Origin of the sequence: Sorangium sp. So ce590, from assembly GCF_051521365.1 — a bacterium.
GTDB lineage: Bacteria > Myxococcota_A > Polyangia > Polyangiales > Polyangiaceae > Sorangium.
The window spans coordinates 5588820-5603638 of record NZ_CP150346.1 but is presented as its reverse complement, the minus strand read 5'-3'; the positions used below and the strand labels follow the sequence as shown (position 1 = coordinate 5603638).

Sequence of the window (14819 nt, the reverse complement as noted above, 5' to 3'; positions counted from 1 at the left end):
ACACCGTGTGCAAAACACCGGAGCGCACACCGCATGGCCACACTTCAGCAGGCAAGTGTGGCCGTCAGCCTTCATTCTTCTCCACTTAGACAGGGAATGGTCATCATGTTGCTCAATTCTGCTGCCACTGCTTCTGGGCTGTCAGTTGTCCTCCTCGCCATCGCCACGAGCGGCGTCGGATGCCTCGGTGCTGGTTCGCCGCAGGACGAGATCGACGCCGAGCAGAACGAGTCTGCCGTGTGCGCAGGCGCTCCGGAATGGCGGAGCGGGCAGTGGTACGGCGAGGGGACCGTCGTGAACTACCAGGGATCGGCCTACATCGCCGAGCACGGTAATCCGGGCTATATCCCGACCGTCAGCACGTACTTCTGGGAGCCGTACGCAGCCTGCAGCGACGGCCCCGACCCCGATCCCACCCCCGGCCCGATCGGCGCGCTGCCGGCCAAGGTCGTCGGTGGCTATTATCCCAACTGGACGCCGTCGCCCGTCCGCATCCGCGACGTCAACAGCAACTACAACGTGATCTACCTCTTCGCCGCGAAGCCCGTGGGCGGGTCGCCCGGCACGACGGGCGCCGTCACCTGGACGCCGCCGGGCAACGGCAGGGGAGCGGCGACGAACCTCAAGGCAGACATCCAGTACGCGCGGACGACCCAGGGTCGCAAGATCATCCTGTCCGTCGGCGGCGCCGGGGCTGGCATGAGCTTCCCGAATCGCACGAAGTCGCAGACCTTCGTCGATAGCGTGGTCGGGATCTACAACGACCTCGGTGGGTTCGACGGCCTCGACTGGAACACCTTCGAGGCCGATCAGGCGCCCGACACCGCCGAGATGAAGTGGATCAGCCTGGAGCTGAAGCGGCGCTACCCCGGCTTCCTCATCACCTCGCCTCCGGCCCCGTGGAACAACCGCGACAAGACGTTTTGCAAGGAGATGGTGGAGGCCGGCGCCATGGACTATGCGGCCCCGCAGTATTACGACGGTCCCGATCTGGACCAGCAGTCCTATATCATCAACAACGTGAACGAGTGGGTCCGGCTGCTCGGCCCGACGCACGTCGTCGTGGGGTTCGGGATCTGGGACCAGCCGAACTACATGTCCATCGACGAGGCGATCCCCACGTGGAACCAGATCGAGAGCAACCACCCGACGCTCCGCGGCGCGTTCGACTGGCAGATCCACACCGATGAGAGCCTCGGGTGGCCCTTCGCCAACCGCGTCGGACCGCTGGTCAAGTAGCGGGACGCCATCGCGAGGGAGCCGGGCCGGGCCGCCGCGCTACCGGCGCGGGTCCGATGTTGACGCTGCCGGTGAACCGCCTCGGAGGGTCGGTGAACCGCCTCGGAGGCCCGGTAAACCGCCTCGGAGGCCCGGTGAACCGCCTCGGAAAGTCGGTAAACCGCCTCGGAGGCCCGGTGAACCGCCTCGGAGGCCCGGTGAACCGCCTCGGAGGCCGGGTGGACCCCCCCAAAATCCCGGTGAACCGCCACCGAGGCCGGGTGGCCCCCCCCCAAATCTCGGTGAGCCGCCCTACGACGGAGCGCCGGATAGGCCTACCCCGCCGTGGCGTGGCCCTGTGGCGCTCCTCGCCGTTCGCAGCGGTGCGCCGATGGACGGCGACGGATCGCGCAGACCTTGTGCAGCCCTCCGAGCTCGAAGCGCGTCGCCGTGCCGTCCGCGTGATCGACGCGCACGACGTCCCCGGCGCGGTCGTGGGGGGGCGGGTCAGGCCCCCGTCGGCATGGCGCACGGCGACGCGCTCTCTCCCGCGCGTCGCGTGGGCGCATCGTGTTCTATCGATCGAGCGATTCGGATCGATACATGATCGCCGACGGCCAGGGTCGGACGGCTCCAGTCCAGGTGTTCGTCCGTGCGGGCGTCCCGCCCGTAGACCGAGAACAAGAAATGGCTGTAGGTACGCTTTCCCTCACTTCCAGCCCAGGCGATCAAGGTCATCAGATGACCACGGCGCGGTACACCGGCGATACATAATCGCCGCGAGTTGAGCTCGACGCAGAGGGCGCGTTCTGCGCGCGCAGCAGGGATACGAAGCGCGCGGCTCACGATCGCGGTTGCGGTTCTGGAGAGGATGTCCCGGATGCTGCGGGCGATGGTCGCGAGCTGCCCCCTGGGATCGCGGAGCATCGACCCGGTGAAGGCGCCCAGCGCAGCACGGGCGTGGAGGAGGTTCAGGCCGAGATACGACTCGGTGTGCGGGATGCGCCTCGAAGGAGGGTCGCCCCTGTCGGCCTCGAGGATCTCGATCCCGATCTCGTCCCCGACCCTGAGCCTGGGGGAAGACCAGAAAAAATACTCCCGCCGGTCGGAGTCCATCCCGCTGATGTGCATGTCGCCGTCCTCGATCAGCGCCTGCAGAGAGCCGGCGTTCCGCCCGACCACGATCGACAGAACGCCGTTCGGGCCGACGCCGGCGGTGCAGACCTTCGTTCCATTGACCGAGACACGGAATGCGATCATCACCCCCCGCGCGCAAGCACTACAGCGGATTTGCCTTCCGCATCCCGGCGCGTAAGTAAAAGAAGCCGGTACAACCCGATACTGGATTGGGTAGAGTGTGGTCCGCGGCCATGAACGAGCTGAGTCATTCGCAGATCGAGCACTTCATCACCGACGGATTCGTCCGCATCGATGCGGCGTTTCCTCGGAGCCTCGCCGACGAGGCCCGCGCCATCCTGTGGCGTGACACAGGCATGGCCCCACACGACCGGAAGACCTAAACGAAGCCGGTCGTTCGACTCGGGCAGTACGGCCAGCGACCATTCGCCGACGCCGCGAACACACCGGTGCTCCGAGCCGCGCTCGATCAACTGGTCGGCCGCGGGCGCTGGCAACCGCTGACCGCCCTCGGCACGTTCCCCATTCGCTTCCCATCGCCCGACGACCCGGGCGACACGGGCTGGCACATCGACGCGAGCTTCGGCACCGAGATCCCTGACTTCATGGAGTGGCGCGTGAACGTCACGTCGCGCGGCCGCGCGCTGCTCCTGCTGTTTCTCTTCTCGGAGGTCAGCGAAGCCGACGCGCCGACGCGCATTCGAGCGGGGTCGCATCTCGACATCGCGAGGCGGCTGGCGCCGGCAGCCGAGCAGGGACTGACGCTGCGTGAGCTGGCCGCGAACGGCTTCGCGGAGACAGCGCAGCGACCGCAGGTGCTCGCGACGGGCGAAGCGGGGACGGTCTATCTGTGCCACCCGTTCCTGGTCCACGCAGCGCAGACGCACCGCGGCACGCATCCGCGCTTCATGGCCCAGCCGCCCCTGCTCCCGACCGAGCCGCTGCAGCTCGATCGCCAGCGCGGCGATCATTCACCCGTCGAGCAAGCCATCCGCCGGGCGCTGAGCGGAGCCGACCAGCGACCCGACTCAGGTTGAAGCCGCCCGGTCGCCCTCCGGCGGAAACGCGCAGGTCTGCCTCCTACCTGCGCAGCCTTCGCGCGTGAGAATTCTGTTAGAATCGAGCGACCATGCGAGGAAGAATGAGGAAAAGGGCATGCTGCGGCGCGCTGAGCGGTGCGGCGGCGTTGCTGCTTCTCGGGGCTGCGGCCTGTGGCACCACCTCCGACGGCCCGAGCGGTGCGACAGGCGGCGCTTCCACGGGAGCTTCGAGCGCCGGCGCGGGCGGTGGAGGGGGGGCGACGATTGGCAGCGGCGGCTCCGGGGGCGCCGAGCCCTCCGGGGGCGGGCAAGCGGGATCTCCGGAGGGTCGTGACTGTGGGACGGCGGGAGAGGTGATCGCGGTGGGCGCGAACATCCTTCAAGACGCGACCGGACCCGCGCCCGAGCTGGAGCGCTTGCGCGGCTGTACGCGCTTTCTCGGCACGCTTCATCTGCTGAGCCTGGATGGCCCCGAGGCGATCGACGCGCTCACGGAGCTCAGGGAAATAGCGGGGTCCTTGGTGCTCCTTGGGCCTCCTGAGGATCTCGGGCCTCTGTCCAACCTGACGCGGATCGAAGATCGGTTGCTGGTCATGGCAGCGCCGGAAGCCTTGCGCGGCCTGGAGTCGGTCCAGTACGTCTCCGGGCTGTGGCTCTACGAGAGCGGCTTTGCCGACTTCTCGTGGCTCCCTGCTCTCGCGGAGATCGGCGCCTCCATGATCGCTCGGCGCAACGCGCAGCTGACCGCTGAAGCATTGGATTCCTTCGCGACGTCGCACGTGCGCAGCGGCGCGCTGGTGTCCCTCACGAACGCCGTTCCCAAGGAGCCGCCGGACCCCGACGCCGAGGCGGTCGTGTGTGGCCAGCCGAGCGATCTGGTGATCCTGCCCTACACGAGCGTGGCCGGATGCACCCGCTTCCGAGGCTCGATCCACCTGAGCGACACGACGCCAGGCGCCTTGGAGCCGCTCTCCTCCCTCGTCCATATCGACGGCTCGCTGACCCTCTTCCGCAACCATACGGACGACTTCACCGCGCTGCGCAACCTGCGCCGCGTCGGCGCGAATTTTCAGACGCATCTGCTGCAAGGCCCGGGCCTCGACGGCTTCGACGCCCTCGCGGAGGTGGGCGAGCTCAGACTCTCGAGCTCGGGCGAGCTCACGAGCTTCGACTGGCTTCCAGCGCTCACCAGGGTTCGTGAATCCGCGTTGATGGTGAGGGATGCCTCCCTGTCCGTAGAGACCGTCGAATCGTTTCTTTCGCGCCTGGACATCGGGGGCGAGACCGCGGTGATGGCCATGGAGTAAAGCGTCCTCGTTGCGTTCGCCCCCGAGCTGGTCCTCGGCTCGGGGCGAGCGAGGCGCCCGCGGGCTGCGCCGGCAAGCCCCTCTCGCCCTCGTGAGCATCACCTCGGCGGCCGTGGCGGCGTCTGGCTGCGTGGCCCCGGAGGACGACGAGCCGCTCGCGTCGGTGGCGCAGCCGGCCGTCGACGCGGGCGAGCGCCAGGAGTCCCCGGTGTACGTCAAGAACTGGCCCACGACCGACGGACGTCGTGGTCATCGTGCACCGGACCGACGGCGGGCCCGATCTCACGTCGTTCACGAGGACGATCCCGGCGTGTGAGCAGAGCCAGCTCGACCGGAAGCGCTGCAGCGCCGCTGTCCTGACGGCGATGGCATCGTGCAGCTCGGGCATCGGGTGAAGCGCTAAGGGTAGTCCGCGCGCGCGTCGTTCATCGCCGACACGATCTCGTCGCGGATGCGGACCGCGCGGTTGGCGAACAACGTGTGATTGCTGAGGATGCCGACCAGCTTGTCGTCGATCCAGATGCCCGACCCGCTCTGGCCGTTCATGGTGTCGCACTCATAGCGGAACTTTTGTGCAAGCACGGTGTCGACGCCGCACGACATACCCCACATCGTACCCGCCGGCTTGTCGCCCGGGTATCCATACGTCGTGACCTGGGCGTCCCGGAGCGCGCTCGAGCTCGTCGATCCAGCTCCGAACCACCCGGTGCTGAGGCCGAGGCTGCTGTCGAGGATGAGGATCGCCCAATCGTCCGGCCAGCGGTGGCGGATACCGCTGCGCCACGACGACGAGACGATGCGCGCGAGCTCGCCCGCGGTGCCGTACGGCGCGCAGGCGGCGCCGGACGCGCACACGCGACCGGGCGTCGCCGAGGTCGGGCCATAGTGGTTCCCAGAGCGCTTGCCGCTGTGCAGGCAATGGCCGGCGGTGAGCACGTGACGCGGGCCGAACATCGCCCCGGAACAGCTAACACTGCTGTTGGCGAGGAACACGACCCTCGAGAACGGCGGGGACAAGTTCGCCGGTGACACGATCTGCATGCGGCCGTCGGAGCCATTGATCAGCGCATGTACGTTCTCGCCGCTGCCAGGGATGTCGATGTCGAGGCGCGGCAGCGTGTCGCGCGTGATGTACTCGCGCCCGTCCGCGAACACGAGCGACAGGGGCTCGAGCTCGGCGGCCTCGTCCTCGGCGAGCTCCTCGCTGGTCTCCCCGTCGGCGGCGGGCGCGCTCGTGCGGGCGACCTGCCCGGCGTAGACCCAGCGCACGCCGGCCGAATCAACGAACGCAGGGGGTGGGGAGGCCGCTGTCGCGACCTCCTCGAGGGTCATGCGCGGGGCTGCGTCGCCGTCCGGCGACGCAGCGTCGGTCCCGCCGTCGACAGCGCAGGCCGCGAGGCCCACGGACAGCGCGGCGGCCACGAGGCCCCCGCGCTGCGCGAACTGGAGGAATGATAGAAAGTGCATTCCTCCTTCGTATCAGAGTTCTGGGGCCTGCGGCGATAGGCCTACGGGGACGGAGCTTCCTCCTGGCCGCCGCCTCCGCCGGACGTGACGCTTCACCCAGGCCAGGCTCTGCTTCGTCTCCGTCGGCGTGAAGCCCCATCGTGCGCTGGGTCCCTGGGTAAAAGCTGAACCTCCGTGTACAGATCGTCGCCCGTGCAGCGCATCTTCTGCGACGTCCATACAAGTCGGTCTACCCCGGCGAGCTGCGCACCGACGAAATAGCCGTGCAGGGGGCGGCGTCAGCGACGTGCGAGCCGCCCCTTCAGGACCACGATCACAGCAGGGGAAGATCCTCGTTGGGCACGCCGATGGACCAGTGCCCCTGGATGATCTTCCACTGTCCGCTACTCTCCTTGTGGAAGACGAGGGTCAATCGGCTCGGGACGTCGCCGCCCAGCAAAGCGAACGTCGGGTCATCCGCCACCCACGCGACGGTGCCGTGCTGCTTCAGCTGGAGGAGCCCTCCGGTGGCCTCGATCGGGAGCCCCCCATCGTTCGGGTATCCAAGGCCGTCGAGGCCGGTGAACAGGTCCTCCCACCATTGAAGGATGGCCGTGTGGCCGGCATAGACCTCCCCCGGCGCCGTGCCGAGGAACAGCGCGCTCGGATCGTTCGAGATGATATCGTCGATGAAATCGATATCACCCGTGGTGGATGCCTCATAGAGCTGCCCGACCAGGCTGGCGATCTGAGTTTCCTCCGAGCTGCTGGTGCAGGTGGTCGTGGCTTCGGCGCTGCTCATCGTACCTCCGAGCGCCAGCACGGCCGTCGACGCGGCGAGCATCTGACAGAGGCTTTTCATCGAACCATTCTTCATGTTCGTTCTCCTTCGCCGGGTTCGCCGCGAGGGCGCGGCGTGTGTCCTTGTTGTCGTCCCTTCGAGGCTAGCGGTCGGCCATCGTTCCTTCTCCCCTGCCAGCGTGAGAAGAACGCGACCAGGTGCGTCCCGGAAGCTCGACGCGGCTCGGCCTCGCTTGGAGGGGCATTGCACGCCATGTGCCATGCGCAGGAGCCGCTGGACTTCTCGAACCGTCGCGCCCCATGCGCCGGACAATGAGCCGCTCGCCATGAATTGCGGCTCATTTCTCCGTGACATGTCACGGCCTGCAGCGTGACATGTCACGGCCTGCAGCGTGACATGTCACGGCCTGCAGCGTGACATGTCACGGCCTGCAGCGTGACATGACCCGCGCGTGCATCGCGCATCGGTCGCGCTGCTCGCCGCCACCGCCGTCCGGGGCGCGTCGTGAAGGTCGCTGTGCTCGGGGATGTCGGTCGTCACCTCCGTCGCCGCCCTGTTCCCCTCTTCCCCTTGCGTCCCTCGCGCCCTTGCGGCTCTCTTCCAATCTGCTGAATCTCTCGGGATTTTGACGTAATCGGTGCTCTGGAGACCGAGCAGACGTACGCGAAGCAGCGTCGGCGCCACGATCGAGCCGGCCGCTGTGTCACCGCTCTGCGACAGCCGGGTGAGGATGGCGTCGAGCATCGCATCGAGCCGGTTCGCGCGGGAGACGGCGGAAGCGTCTATATCCGCGAGCACGTTGCTGTCCGGCGGAGTGACGGCAAACAAGCGGTGGGCGTCCTCCACATCGTTGATAGGGTCGTCGATGTTGACCACGTCCCGCCCGGTGAGCACCGCCTCCGAGCCGTAGAGCTGCTCGCGCAGCACCTCGTCGTTCTCAAGCGACAGGGGCAGACCCAGGGTCACATAGGCCTCCCAGAAGAGCTTCGAGCCTCCCGGGCCTCCTGCAGGCGAAAGGGCCGGATGCGCTGCGTAGCCCCGCTCAGTCGTCGTGCGCGACGGTGATGACGACGGCGCCTTGCTTGTGATCTTGCTCGACGTACCGGTGGGCTTCGGCGATCTGATGTCGGTGGCGCAGCCGGCCGTCGACGCGGGCGAGCGCCAGGATTCCCCGGTGTACGTCAAGAACTGGCCCACGACCGACGGACGTCGTGGTCATCGTGCACCGGACCGACGGCGGGCCCGATCTCACGTCGTTCACGAGGACGATCCCGGCGTGTGAGCAGAGCCAGCTCGACCGGAAGCGCTGCAGCGCCGCAGTCCTGACGACGATGGCATCGTGCAGCTCGGGCATCGGGTGAAGCGCTAAGGGTAGTCCGCGCGCGCGTCGTTCATCGCCGACACGATCTCGTCGCGGATGCGGACCGCGCGGTTGGCGAACAACGTGTGATTGCTGAGGATGCCGACCAGCTTGTCGTCGATCCAGATGCCCGACCCGCTCTGACATCGCCCCGGAACAGCTAATACTGCTGTTGGCGAGGAACACGACCCTCGAGAACGGCGGGGACAAGTTCGCCGGTGACACGATCTGCATGCGGCCGTCGGAGCCATTGATCAGCGCATGTACGTTCTCGCCGCTGCCAGGGATGTCGATGTCGAGGCGCGGCAGCGTGTCGCGCGTGATGTACTCGCGCCCGTCCGCGAACACGAGCGACAGGGGCTCGAGCTCGGCGGCCTCGTCCTCGGCGAGCTCCTCGCTGGTTTCCCCGTCGGCGGCGGGCGCGCTCGTGCGGGCGACCTGCCCGACGTAAAACCAGCGCACGCCGGCCGAATCGACGAACGCAGGGGGTGGGGAGGCCGCGGCCGCGACCTCCTCGAGGGTCATGTGCGGGGCTGCGTCGCCGTCCGGCGACGCAGCGTCCACGAGAAAGAGGCCGAAGGTCTGGTTCGCCTTGCGCTCACCGAGTCGATCGCCGTGCACGGCGTCATTCCGCGCGTGCTCCCGGCGCTCGCCGAGAAACACCCGCGCGTCTCGCTCCACCTGCTGACCAGCTACGAGGTGGCGGACCTGGGCCATCGCGAGGCCGAAATGGCCGTGCGCTTCTTCCGACCGAAGAGCGGCGATCTGGTGGTCGCGCGCATCGTCACCCTGCCCACGGTGCCTATCGCCCACCGCAAGCGCTCGAAGAAGAGCCTCGACGAGCTCGACTGGGGCGGCGTCGATCTGGGCCGCACGTCCACCGTCGAGGACGACTACGTGAAGCGGCACGCAAGGAAGGTCCCGAAGCTCATCGTGAGCAGCTATATTGCTCAGATCGAGGCCGTGCGAGCGGGGCCTGGCGCCGCCGTCTTGGCGCGCAGCGCGCTCGATCTGGACGACGACCTGGTGGCGCTCGATCTGGGTCTACCCGCAGGTCCAGCGATCGAGCTCTGGCTCGTCACGCCGCGCAGCCTGCGCCAGGTGCCGCGCATCGCCGCCGTGTGGAGCGCTCTCGAAGAGCATCTTCAATTCTTGAGCGACGCGCGACGCGTGCGGGCACGTCCGCGATCGCGGTGAGCCGCATCGTTCTCGCGCGCAGAGCCGGAGGGGAAAATCTCACCTTGCCCGCGATCAGCGGTGGGAGCGGCGGTGCAGGCGGTGCAGCAGCTGGAAGGACGGCGGCAGCGGCGTCGGCCTCGAGCGCAGGAGGCGGCTCGGGGAGCGCGGGCTCACGCCGGTCCAGGTCTCCAGCGCGGTGAGCGCGGTCTGTTGATCCGCAGCGACGAGGCCGTCGATACTCGCGCTGTGGTTGCCGCCTGGCATGACGAGCTTATACGAGTCTCGCGCGCCGCCGAGCTCGAAGGCGCCGGCGGTCCAGGGATCCGTCTCCCCGTAGATGAAGAGGATCCGCTCCCCCTCCGTCGCCAGCCAGGCGGAGATGTCCTGCATCGGCGCCGGGTCGAACTCCGGCTCGATGGGGACGCTGGGCAGATCGTCGACGGTTCCCCAGTCGAAGACCAGGAGGTCTTCGAAGTAGGACGTGTCGATCGCCGGCGCGCCGAGCTGCGTGTAGGCTTGCCAGTAGTAGGGCTCAAGGGCGAGCATGTAGGAATCGGACGCGGTGAGCGGCGAGCCGATCTCGTCGAGGAAGCCCCAGACCTCGTTGTCGGAGGCCTTTTGCGAGGGGATGTCGGCGCAGCGATATTGCCCATGGGACTGCCAGAACCCGAACGCCAAGCTGATGGCGGTGCTCTCGAGGGTCGCGTCGAGCCCGAAGAGGTCATAGGTGACCCCTAATATCGTCGCTTGCTCGGCCATGCGCGCGAGCATGGCGTCGCGCCGGAGCAGCGCCTCGCGCTGGAAGTCTCTCAGGGCTTGCCGGCAGCCGGCGTCGCCGACCTCGTTGAGGAAGTCGACGTACCGCGGGTCCGCGACGGAGTTGCTGTGTGGCGCGACATAGGCCACGGTGCCGTCCACGTCCTCGGGGTAGAAGCGGTGATGATACACGGAGGTCATCCCTCCCTTGCTGGCGCCGGTCGAGATCCAGGGGCCGGTGTAAAGCGCGTGGAATGCCTCGGAGATGCTGTGCTGGTCGGCGGCTGCCTGCTCGATGTTGAGCCTCGTCCAGTCCGCCGGCTCAGGGCGCGACGGAGTGAAATAACGGTGCTCGATGTTGAGCTGATTCCCACCGAGCAGCCCGGTCGGCTCATCGATGTACTGGTACTCTGAAGACACCATAAGGAAATACCCCGAGTTAGCGAGCACCAAGGGAGCGCCGGCATCGCGGTGGTGTAGCGCGAGGCGCTGCGAGAAGTGCTGTCCCGCCGGATCGGCGTGATCGATGGGCTGGTCGAAATCGATGAGGAAGAAGCGATAGTCGTCGAGGGCCGAGCGGTCCTCGACCACGTTCGTGACGCCGGGGAGCTCCCGGAGCTGCTCCAGGACATCAGGCTGCACGACGCCGCCGGCGCCGCCGGCGCCGCCGGCGCCGCCGGAGCCGCCGGAGCCGCCCGCCGAGGAGCTGCTCGTGCTGCCGTCTCCGCCAGAGCCGCCGGAGCCGCCCGCCGAGGAGCTGCTCGTGCTGCCGTCCGCACCGGCGCCGCTGGAGCTGGTCGTGGCCTGGGTGCTGGTCGTGGGCCCCGGGGGCGCCGCGCCGTCGCCGCAAGCGGCGAGCCCGAGGAGGGCAAAGGGAAGGGTCAGAGAAGCCATCCGGAGTGGTTGCATGTCCGGGAGAGTACACCTCAAAGGAACGGCGTGGTCGGCGTCCTGCGCGCCGCCCAGGTGTCGAGCCATGCGGAACGGGCGACCAGCGAAGAGACCGGGCTTGATCGAACCCTGCAGGCAAATACGTCGAACAAGCGGACGCACTCGCTCTTCCGCCAGGGGTTGTACTGTATCAGGCGATGCGGAACATGACAGCCTCCGGGAGGATAGTCCGCGCAAAGCCATTCCGACCTGTCAAGAATCTCCCGCCAACGACCGTGCACGCGACCTCGGCGATGAGAGCCTTCGTCGCAGCTTGTCAGCGCGAGCGGCGTTGCCCTTTCGGAGCCGCCCCGGGGGCGCCGTAGCGCAATCCGTCGATCAACAGGTCGACCATGCGCCGGCTGTGGAGCGCTCCGTCCTCCCCGGTGGCGGTGGCGAGGTTGCCCACCGCACGCAACAGGTCGTACGCCGCGACGTCGTCGCGGATCTGACCGGCTGTCGCCGCGGCGTCGAGCAGCGACTGCAGGGCTGGCTCGTGGGTCTGCCGGAAGTAAGCAGGCAGACTATCGAAAGCTGGATCACCGGAGTGCAGGGCCGCGGCGAGTCCACGTTTGGTCGCGATGAAGCTGGTGTATCGCCGTAGCCAGCGTGCCAGGGCTTCGTCCGGCTCGTGCTGGCGCGCCAACGCGGGGGCGGCGGCCGCGCAAGCATCGATTTCGCGTCGAAACACGGCCGCGACTAGGTCGGAGCGCTGCGGGAAGTGACGGTAGACCGTCGCGACACCGACGCCCGCCCGCGCGGCGATCTCACGCACGGGGGCGTCCACGCCCGAGGTGCTGAACACGGCCTTGGCCGCTTCGAGCAGCGCGTCGAGGTTGCGCTGGGCGTCGGCGCGTACGCTGCGTGCCGCGGTGGCCTCCGCGTCGGGTCTCTTGGCTCTCGCGGAGGGTTTCACGTCGTCCCTGCCTCGGACGGATCCTGCTGGCGGAACAGCTCCGGCGTGAGCTGCGGCGCTCTTCGAAGACCTTCGAGTCAAGACGGGCAAAGTATAGCGCCAAGCGACGCTCGATCACCAGGGGATCGGACCGCTGGCGCTCGAAAACGTGCCCGTCGGACCGTTCGCGTCAAGCAGCGCGAGGCGTACCGGCTCACGCGCGGCCTGTTCGACGGTCTGCGTGCCCTCGAAGTTGTTGAGGGCCGTCGCGGTGAAGCCCGGGCACGCGGCGTTGACCTTGATGTTCGTCTTCTCGAGCTCAATCGCGAAGCTGAGCGTGATCGCGTTGAGGGCGGTCTTCGAGGCGGTGTAGACGACGCCGAACATCTCGCGGATAGGATTGGCTGGGTTCGCGTTGCTCGTCAGCGAGCCGGCGCCGCTCGATACGTTGACGATGCGCGCTGCCGGCGCTTCACGAAGGAGTGGCAGCATCGCTTGCGTGACGGCGAGGACGCCGAACACGTTCGTCTCGAACACCGTGCGCACCTCATCGAGGGACGCGACGCTCGCGCGGCTCGACTTCCCTATCTCGTGGAGTGGGGTGCCTGGCCTTCCCGCATGGGAGATGGCCGCGTTGTTCACCAGCACGTCGAGACGGCCGAGCTCGGTCCGGATGCGCTCCGCGGCTGCGGCGATGGAGGCCTGATTCGCGACGTCGAGCTGGAGAGCGCGGGCATCCGCTCCGACGCTCTTCGCGGCGGTCTCCCCGTGCTCGAAATTGCGTGACCCGACGAGCACGGTGAAGCCGTGCGCCGCGAGATCCTTCGCGATTTGAAGACCGATTCCTTTTGTAGCGCCGGTGACCAGGGCGACGGGGCTGTTTTGCATGGTGGTTCCTGTTCTTGTCTACGACCTGCGGTGCATTTCACCCAGCGACCCGCCAAAGCCGTGTCATGGTCGACGATACGGAACGGTGTTCCGTTTGTCAAGGCGCTCGCGCCCGCCCGCACACGTCGCGCCGATCATGCACGGCCCTCGCCCGCTCCCAGGCCGCGCCCGTCGGAGCGGGCTGGCCATGAAGTCAGCAAAACTTGCTGACGAGGCAAGACTTGCTGTCCCCCCGGAGCGCCTTGCGCAAGGCTTGCTGTGTCACCGTCGACCTGCGACCGGAGCGAGCGCGGGGCGAGGGCGCAGGAGCGGCCCGCTCCTCGGCGTCGTCTCGAAGACCATCGCGGGCTTCGCGACGTACAACGCATACGGCGACCCCGCCTGGAACGGCATCGCCGAGAGCGACCCGGCGAGTCACCGCTCGCTCGGGTGGATCGAGCGACAGTCCAGCGCGCCCGTCGTCGCCTCGCACCGGATCACCATCCGCGACGGGAGCACGTACGACGCGCCCGCGCGCCTCTTCGAGGACGAGCCGCCCGAACGACGCATCGATCGGGACGTTCTACGGGGACCACGCGACGCGGAGCTCGAGCAACCCGTTCCACTACGAGGCGTCGCTGCTCGACGAGCTCGGCCACGCGCGTTACCTCGTCGACGTCTACGGGTTCAACGTCCACGTCTCGGCGGGTGACCGGATAGACATCCTCGAGAACGGCGCCTCCATCGTGGGCACCCCGTACATGCCGTACGTGAACAGCTGGCGCGATGCGGTCCGCTACACGCCGTACACCGGGCTGATGAACGGCAATGGCCCGACGGTCGACCGCCACAGCGCGGTGGCGCTGAACCTGATCCGCGGTCGCCGCGCCACGCTCGGCAACTACAATGCACCGGGGAACCTCGGCGCCTACCTGAACGACCTGCCGGCGCAGAACGAGCTCACGGTGAGGGACGCGAGCGGCGCCGCGCTGCCGGGCGCGAGCGTCAGGATCTACCGCGCCGGGCCCGGGGAGGGGTGGTACGCGAAGGTCTACGACAACACGGCGGACATGAGCTTGACCGCCGGCGCGGCGGGCAAGGTGCTGCTCGGCAGGTGCCCGTCCTCCGCGACCGGGGGCATCACCCACACGAACAACCACTCGAACGGGGTCGCGATCGTCCGCGTGCAGTCGGGCGACCGGGTGGGATACGGGTTCATCGAGGCGACGGACTTCAACCTCGAGCACTGGCGCGGGCGCACGGCGCTCGGCCGGCACGCGCTCCGCGTCGCGCTGCGGAAGCAGGGCAGCGCCGTCGGCTCAGTCGACGAACACGCTCCAGCAGAGCGCGTTTCGCAGCCTCTGGTCGTCAAGAACGAGGTCTCTGATCTCGTCGGGCAGTAGCTCCCACTGCCATTGACGTTCGGCGCGCGCAGCCGCGTCCCCTCGGCCCGATGGCGCCGCTTCCCTGGCAGCCCTGATGGCGTACGCCGCGGCCCCTAGCTCATGGGCGGCTACATGCGCCACGGCCACCGCCTGACCCGCCGAGAGGGCGGCGAACCGGGCGGCGGGGGGCGCCTCGCGGCCTGCGGCGTTGGAGGCGAACGCCGCCTTGTGACACTCTCTCATCGTGGCCTCGCCTCGGGTCCAAGCCCGCACCAGCGCGACCGCTCGACGCGGCCGGTCATCGTCTGGCCTGAATTCATCGAAGAACCCCGCGACGTGCTGCGCGCAATCTGCGGCCCAGATCGCCAACGCGTGATGGGTGCGTTCATCCAGGAGCCCTCCGCGGCGGATGGTGATGAACCGTGGGTCACGTTTCTTCCTTGGGGCGATGGAGGAGCCAGGGACACGAGGACCGAGCGGACCGCTTCAGCACTATA

The 14819-nt window shown here is 68.0% G+C and carries 15 protein-coding genes and 1 pseudogene; 6 read left to right on the top strand and 10 right to left on the bottom strand.

What is annotated here, in order from left to right; all coding sequences use genetic code 11:
- Positions 1-105: 105 nt before the first annotated feature.
- On the top strand, positions 106-1239 hold the full coding sequence (locus WMF28_RS20765) for a glycosyl hydrolase family 18 protein (RefSeq protein ID WP_437603998.1): 1134 nt from the start codon (positions 106-108) through the stop codon (positions 1237-1239).
- A gap of 486 nt (positions 1240-1725) precedes the next feature.
- Here the strand turns inward: WMF28_RS20765 and WMF28_RS20760 are convergent, their stop codons facing one another.
- Positions 1726-2481 (bottom strand): hypothetical protein, encoded by a 756-nt coding sequence (locus WMF28_RS20760; RefSeq protein ID WP_437603997.1) that lies wholly within the window; start codon positions 2479-2481, stop codon positions 1726-1728.
- 107 nt (positions 2482-2588) lie between these two features.
- On the opposite strand from WMF28_RS20760, the pseudogene WMF28_RS20755 reads away from it, so the two are divergent.
- The 3 genes and pseudogenes from WMF28_RS20755 to WMF28_RS20745 all read left to right on the top strand — a co-directional run bounded on the left by WMF28_RS20755 (position 2589) and on the right by WMF28_RS20745 (position 5018).
- Positions 2589-3392 (top strand): annotated as a pseudogene (locus WMF28_RS20755) (phytanoyl-CoA dioxygenase family protein).
- Between the two features lie 365 nt (positions 3393-3757).
- Positions 3758-4702, top strand: a complete 945-nt coding sequence (locus WMF28_RS20750) for a hypothetical protein (protein WP_437603996.1) — start codon at positions 3758-3760, stop codon at positions 4700-4702.
- A 91-nt stretch (positions 4703-4793) separates the two neighbouring features.
- Positions 4794-5018 (top strand): hypothetical protein, encoded by a 225-nt coding sequence (locus tag WMF28_RS20745; protein WP_437603995.1) that lies wholly within the window; start codon positions 4794-4796, stop codon positions 5016-5018.
- An 83-nt stretch (positions 5019-5101) separates the two neighbouring features.
- Here WMF28_RS20745 and WMF28_RS20740 read toward each other — a convergent pair whose 3' ends face one another.
- The 4 genes from WMF28_RS20740 to WMF28_RS20725 all read right to left on the bottom strand — a co-directional run bounded on the left by WMF28_RS20740 (position 5102) and on the right by WMF28_RS20725 (position 8931).
- On the bottom strand, positions 5102-6169 hold the full coding sequence (locus WMF28_RS20740) for a trypsin-like serine peptidase (protein ID WP_437603994.1): 1068 nt from the start codon (positions 6167-6169) through the stop codon (positions 5102-5104).
- 313 nt (positions 6170-6482) lie between these two features.
- Positions 6483-7010, bottom strand: a complete 528-nt coding sequence (locus WMF28_RS20735) for a nuclear transport factor 2 family protein (RefSeq protein WP_437603992.1) — start codon at positions 7008-7010, stop codon at positions 6483-6485.
- A 339-nt stretch (positions 7011-7349) separates the two neighbouring features.
- Positions 7350-7877 (bottom strand): hypothetical protein, encoded by a 528-nt coding sequence (locus WMF28_RS20730; RefSeq protein ID WP_437603991.1) that lies wholly within the window; start codon positions 7875-7877, stop codon positions 7350-7352.
- A 115-nt stretch (positions 7878-7992) separates the two neighbouring features.
- A complete protein-coding gene (locus WMF28_RS20725; protein ID WP_437603990.1) occupies positions 7993-8931 on the bottom strand; it encodes a hypothetical protein in 939 nt (312 codons plus the stop codon).
- Between WMF28_RS20725 and WMF28_RS20720 the strand changes: the two genes are divergently transcribed.
- Positions 8926-9507 (top strand): LysR substrate-binding domain-containing protein, encoded by a 582-nt coding sequence (locus tag WMF28_RS20720; RefSeq protein WP_437603989.1) that lies wholly within the window; start codon positions 8926-8928, stop codon positions 9505-9507. The genes WMF28_RS20725 and WMF28_RS20720 overlap by 6 nt on opposite strands.
- 54 nt (positions 9508-9561) lie before the next feature.
- Here WMF28_RS20720 and WMF28_RS20715 read toward each other — a convergent pair whose 3' ends face one another.
- The 4 genes from WMF28_RS20715 to WMF28_RS20700 all read right to left on the bottom strand — a co-directional run bounded on the left by WMF28_RS20715 (position 9562) and on the right by WMF28_RS20700 (position 13507).
- Positions 9562-11154, bottom strand: coding sequence for a S28 family serine protease (locus WMF28_RS20715; protein ID WP_437603988.1), 1593 nt, complete (start codon positions 11152-11154; stop codon positions 9562-9564).
- A gap of 298 nt (positions 11155-11452) precedes the next feature.
- Entirely contained in the window at positions 11453-12091 is a 639-nt protein-coding gene (locus WMF28_RS20710) for a TetR/AcrR family transcriptional regulator (RefSeq protein ID WP_437603987.1), read from the bottom strand.
- Between the two features lie 114 nt (positions 12092-12205).
- Positions 12206-12958, bottom strand: a complete 753-nt coding sequence (locus WMF28_RS20705) for an SDR family NAD(P)-dependent oxidoreductase (RefSeq protein ID WP_437603986.1) — start codon at positions 12956-12958, stop codon at positions 12206-12208.
- A gap of 414 nt (positions 12959-13372) precedes the next feature.
- Positions 13373-13507, bottom strand: a complete 135-nt coding sequence (locus WMF28_RS20700) for a hypothetical protein (RefSeq protein ID WP_437603985.1) — start codon at positions 13505-13507, stop codon at positions 13373-13375.
- A 176-nt stretch (positions 13508-13683) separates the two neighbouring features.
- Between WMF28_RS20700 and WMF28_RS20695 the strand changes: the two genes are divergently transcribed.
- Positions 13684-14340 (top strand): hypothetical protein, encoded by a 657-nt coding sequence (locus WMF28_RS20695; RefSeq protein ID WP_437603984.1) that lies wholly within the window; start codon positions 13684-13686, stop codon positions 14338-14340.
- Here the strand turns inward: WMF28_RS20695 and WMF28_RS20690 are convergent.
- On the bottom strand, positions 14257-14772 hold the full coding sequence (locus tag WMF28_RS20690; RefSeq protein WP_437604282.1) for a putative immunity protein: 516 nt from the start codon (positions 14770-14772) through the stop codon (positions 14257-14259). The genes WMF28_RS20695 and WMF28_RS20690 overlap by 84 nt on opposite strands.
- Positions 14773-14819 lie beyond the last annotated feature (47 nt).